The sequence below is a fragment of the Thermogutta sp. genome, from assembly GCF_014359955.1.
Classification (GTDB): Bacteria; Planctomycetota; Planctomycetia; order Pirellulales; family Thermoguttaceae; genus Thermogutta.
Map to the genome: position 1 here is coordinate 1 of NZ_JACIYL010000298.1, position 4,850 is coordinate 4,850.

Below are 4,850 nucleotides of genomic sequence, written 5' to 3' on the forward strand. Positions count from 1 at the left end.
GGAATACCTCCGCCAGGGTTTCCTGCACCTCGGCTATCGAGATGCCGGGCGGGATGACCCTGTGGATCTGGTGATTTTCAACACCTGCACGGTCACCCATCAGGCAGACGCCGAGTGCAGAAAGATCCTCCGCAGGCTTGCCCGGGAACATCCCGAAGCCGAAATCATCGTGATGGGCTGCTTTGCGGCAAAAGCGGCGGACGAAATTGCGGCCATGCCCGGTGTCTCGGAAGTGCTCACCGACAAGCGGCAGATGCGGGATTGTCTCGCCCGACGGGGTCTCGTGGATGTCCCCACGGGAATTTCGTTCTTTGCCCGCCGGCACCGCGCATACGTCAAGGTCCAGGACGGGTGTGTTTTGCCGTGCACGTACTGCATCATTCCCCAGGTCCGGCCGGGATTGTGGAGCCGCCCTGTGGAAGACATCCTCCTCGAGGTCCGCCAACTGGTGGAGAACGGTTATCGGGAAGTGGTTCTGACGGGCGTCCACCTGGGGTTATTTGGCCGTGGACCGGGCGACGACCGACATGTGGATCTGGCCGAACTGGTTTCTCGGCTCCTCGGCGTGGATCATCGCTTTCGCATCCGTCTCTCCAGCCTGGAAGTCAATGAAGTGAGCGATCGGCTTCTGGAATTGATGGCGGAGAATCCCGACCGAATCTGCCCCCACCTCCATATCCCCCTGCAGAGTGGATCCCCAAAAATCCTCAGGCGGATGCGTCGCCGGGCAGATGTTGAGTACTACCTGCGCCGCTGCGAACGGGTGAAGCAGGCCCTCCGTGATCCGGCCATCACGACGGACATTATGGTGGGTTTCCCCGGGGAAACGGATGCCGATTTTGAAGAGACCTGCCAGGTTGTGGAAACGGTCGGATTTGCAAAGATTCACATTTTCCGTTTCAGTCCGAGGGAGGGGACCCCTGCCGCCGAGTATCCCGATCAGGTTCCCGAACATGTCAAAAAAGAAAGATCGACCCGTCTGGATCGCCTTGCGCAGCAAGTGCGACGGCGCTACATCGGGGAACTCATTGGGACTCGCCTGCAGGTCCTTTGGGAAGACCTCGTGACCGATCCGGCTGGCCGGCCACAGTTCGTACTGGGCATGTCCGACCGATACATCCCTGTTCGGGTACCTGCGAATATGGGCGAATTGGGCGAATTGGGAACTGTTGGCGTGGACGGATTCGATGGCGAATTTCTCACAGCGCGTGCGCAGGATGCTCCACCAGCTCTATCGCTCCTGAATGCCACGGCGGATCAACTGTAGCCCCGCCATTTTGGGGAGCGGTGTTGAAATAATTCGGCCAAGACGCCATCATAAGGGGAGTGATCATCCGTCCTGGTTTGTGCACCCTCCGGCACACGTAACGGACCGGGGCGTATGAGAAAATGCGAATTTAATCCCATGCGGGTTCTGGATCTGGCGTCCCGGCCGAGCCCGTGAGGGTTTCCCACCCAAAAATTTCGCGGAAATCCGTGAACGCTAACCGCTTCACACGGTCTTTCCGCCGGATAGAAGTTTCCCTCCTGAGACGAGGATACGGCAATGGCTGTGCGAAAGTCGAGCAGCACTGGGGATCAATCTGTGCGGGATGAAACGACGGCGACCGCGGTGGAAACGTCTCCGGCATCCCCCGCACGACGCAAACGAATCCTGCTGGTTGACGACGACCCGGAGATCGTGGAATCGATGCGGGTGGCTCTGGAGGCGCTGGGATACGAGGTCCTGATTGCGAGGGATGGAAACCAAGGGTTGGCCCTGGCAGACGCCGAAAATCCGGACCTTGTCATCCTCGACATGATGATGCCCAAGCGGAGCGGCTTCTTGGTCCTCGAGCGTCTTCGTCAGACCCGCAAGGTCCCCGTCCGCGTCATCATGATCACCGCCAACGAAGGAAGTCGTCACAAGGCCTACGCGGAAATGCTGGGTGTGGACGATTACATTCGCAAACCATTCGCGATGGATCGGCTGCTGGACAGCGTCCGGCGGCTGCTGGAAAGCTGACCACGGAAAGTCGGCGAAAAAGTCCAGACAAATTTGCGTCGTGCGCGGCGACAGCCTTTGGACTTCCGGGCGAGCTCCGAGATCATAACTCGGAAGTACGCCTCAGAGGCGAATGCCGCGGGCAGCCGCTAGATGAATGATCGCTCTTTTGAAGTACTGAAATTTGTACTTCGGTTTTCTCTTCGCCCACAGATACGCCGACTGGAGGATTTCTGGAGGCAAACGCCCGGCTTTCACCAATCCGACCACGTACGCGATGAAGCCTTCCTCTTCCGGCGTCGCCGTGTGGAGCGAGGCTTTCAGTACTTCGGGATTCAACCACTCGGGAGTGTCGCCCCAGCACGTTCGCTGGAACAACCACCCACCCAAGAGGGAAGCGACAACCGTCCTGAGAGCTGTGCGGCGATCCATGATTGGCGTCCTGCTGGATATATCCCCACGAGTTAAGCCCAACGTCAAAGCTCTTCCACGCGGGGCGATACTACTGTGAGCCGACCGCTCCGGCAAGGTCAAAAATCCGGCCAATTGTCATTCCGCGCTGCGTATCTCTACTCGTGTTCCTCGCGATTTTTCACAATGAGCCGAAAACTTCGGGTAACCAATGGGGAGATCACGCTGCATCCAATTCCGCGAACACGACCAAGGGTGCCCCTCCGTTTGCTTGTAGCGTCTGCTTTCGAGGGGATGTGCTTCTCACGTCCACTTCCCGAGGGACATTCTTACCAGGTCGGGTCGCCCGTTTGGAAAACTTGTGTTATCAACCAGCCTTCGACCGCCTGGTTCAGTTGCTGGATAAGGGGTTGGGGGCAATTCATGAATTGCCCCTGCCACACAATGAGCCTGTGACTTTTCACCGATCTTCGCAAAACCCGGGATAAGGGAGGCAGATCATCTGGCACTCCCCATGCTGGCCATCCCATAATGGCAGGAAATCTGCCGCGTTGGGGACCAATCCCCTTTCGGCTGCGAGACAAGAAACTCTCCTGTTTTGTCACAAAAAGGGATCGACTCGACAATGAACAGGGCCACCGCTGGAGTAGCGACTGGATCTCGGTTGCACTCAACACCCCAGCCCAAAAAGATTGCAACCGTCGTTCCGCTCCTCGTCGTCACCGCATGGACGATTTGGACAAGCAGTGGTTGTCGGAAGCCGGTCATCACTCCCGAGGCGAAGCCCTGGCCGGCCATCGCAACGGATCCCCTGGAAACCGACCCCGACCTGGGACAGTGGCCCATGTTCCGGGGACCGCTTGCCCAGGGTATCGGCGTGAGGGCCCATCCACCAATCCAGTTCTCGCCGCAACACAACCTCAAATGGAAGGTTACGGTGCCCGGTCAGGGCAACAGTTCACCGGTGGTGTGGGGCGATTATGTGTTTCTCACTTCTGCCGTGGGTGACGGCCGGGATCCCATCGGAATGGTTCTCGCCTTTCGGCGGTCTGATGGCCAGTTACTCTGGCAGCGGGAAGTGGGCCGACTCCACGGCAAAACGCATCCCAAGAACGGCTACGCGTCGCCCAGCGTGGCCACGGATGGAGAACGAATCGTCGCGTTTTTCGGTTCGGCAGGTTTGCTCTGTTGCGATTTTCAGGGCAATCTTCTGTGGCAAAAACCGCTCGGGCCGCAAGAGCACATCTATGGGGTGGCTGCCAGCCCAATCATCGTGGGGGACACCGTCGTCCAACTGTGTGACCGCGAGGAGTACTCGTTTCTGATCGCTGTTGACAAGCGGACCGGCGAGGAAGTGTGGAGAACCCCCCGGGATTCCACCGGCTGCTGGACCACGCCCGTGCTCGTCCGTCTGGCGAAAAATGTTTCCTACCTGGCTGTGAATGGTGGAGAAGTGGGGAGCGTCGGCCGACTGACCATTTACGCTGCCCGGACTGGACGTAAACTCTGGTCCTATGATGGATTGGAAACCCTCGTCACCCCCGTAGCCCTCTTTCGCAACCAGACACTTTTCAGTCTGAGCGGTCGCAATGGACCGATCCTGGCCTTTCATCTGGAAGGTGGGGAGAGATCGGTCCAGGCCCGGCTCCTCTGGCAGTTGCCGCGGGGTGGGCCATACATCCCCTCCGGTATTGTCTATCGCAACCGTCTTTATGTTCTGTCCGATCTGAAGTGGCTGACCTGCTACAACCCCGGCAACGGCGAGGTGATCTGGCGGGCCCCGCTGGAAGGAACGTTCACGGCTTCGCTTGTGGCGGCCGACGGCCGATTGTATGCCGTCAACGAACGGGGTGTGGTCTTCGTCGTGGCAGCAGGTGATGCATTCCGCCTTCTGTCCCGCAACGAAATCGGCGGTCGGTGCCTGGCCACGCCCGCGCTGGTCGATCGTGATTTCATTCTGAGAACGGATGAGGCGCTCTACTGCTTCAGTGAGCCTGGGAGCTCGGAAAATGTCAAACAGGAAAACACCGAGACGCCTGCCGGCCCCGCTCACAACGCTCAAAAACATAAAGACTCTCCGAGTGCATCATCCGGAAGCACCGTGCACGACAGTGCGGCCGAATCGGCGTCCACGGAGACGCCTGTGGATATCATCTCTGGAAGCGACTGGCCGGTTTTTCGAGGCACGCTCACGGCCACCGGCCTGGTGCTGGGGCAATTCGATCAGCCGCCCAGGCAGGCGTGGGTCTTCACCGCCGAAAACGATTCCTTCACGGCGACGCCGGTTGTGGCCGACAATACGGTTTTCCTGGGCGGCAACGAAGGCAACTTTTACGCCGTCGATCTGCAAACAGGCCAAATACGATGGGCCTGGAAGGCACCCGCAGGAATTGTTGCGCCTGCCGGTTATTGGAACGGCCATGTGTACGTAGGAGATATCAACGGTGGCTTTCAC

4 protein-coding genes are annotated in these 4,850 nt (G+C 58.9%); 3 read left to right on the plus strand and 1 reads right to left on the minus strand.

Translation table 11 applies throughout. The features are described from left to right. Both H5U08_RS10200 and H5U08_RS10205 read left to right on the plus strand, forming a co-directional pair. Positions 1-1,267, plus strand: a 1,267-nt coding sequence (locus H5U08_RS10200; protein WP_297032687.1) for a MiaB/RimO family radical SAM methylthiotransferase, incomplete at its 5' end; no start/stop codon positions are given. A 279-nt stretch (positions 1,268-1,546) separates the two neighbouring features. Next, on the plus strand, positions 1,547-2,005 hold the full coding sequence (locus tag H5U08_RS10205) for a response regulator (protein WP_297032688.1): 459 nt from the start codon (positions 1,547-1,549) through the stop codon (positions 2,003-2,005). 102 nt (positions 2,006-2,107) lie between these two features. Here H5U08_RS10205 and H5U08_RS10210 read toward each other — a convergent pair whose 3' ends face one another. Further along, positions 2,108-2,416, minus strand: a complete 309-nt coding sequence (locus H5U08_RS10210) for a hypothetical protein (protein WP_297032690.1) — start codon at positions 2,414-2,416, stop codon at positions 2,108-2,110. A 604-nt stretch (positions 2,417-3,020) separates the two neighbouring features. Between H5U08_RS10210 and H5U08_RS10215 the strand changes: the two genes are divergently transcribed. Continuing rightward, the coding region (locus H5U08_RS10215; protein WP_297032692.1) for a PQQ-binding-like beta-propeller repeat protein at positions 3,021-4,850 on the plus strand (1,830 nt) is incomplete at its 3' end.

What these genes read in the sequence shown, in the direction of transcription:
- H5U08_RS10205 (WP_297032688.1), top strand. Translation starts at nt 1,547, where the DNA reads ATGGCTGTGCGAAAGTCGAGCAGCACTGGGGATCAATCTGTGCGGGAT.
- H5U08_RS10210 (WP_297032690.1), bottom strand. Translation starts at nt 2,416, where the DNA reads ATGGATCGCCGCACAGCTCTCAGGACGGTTGTCGCTTCCCTCTTGGGT.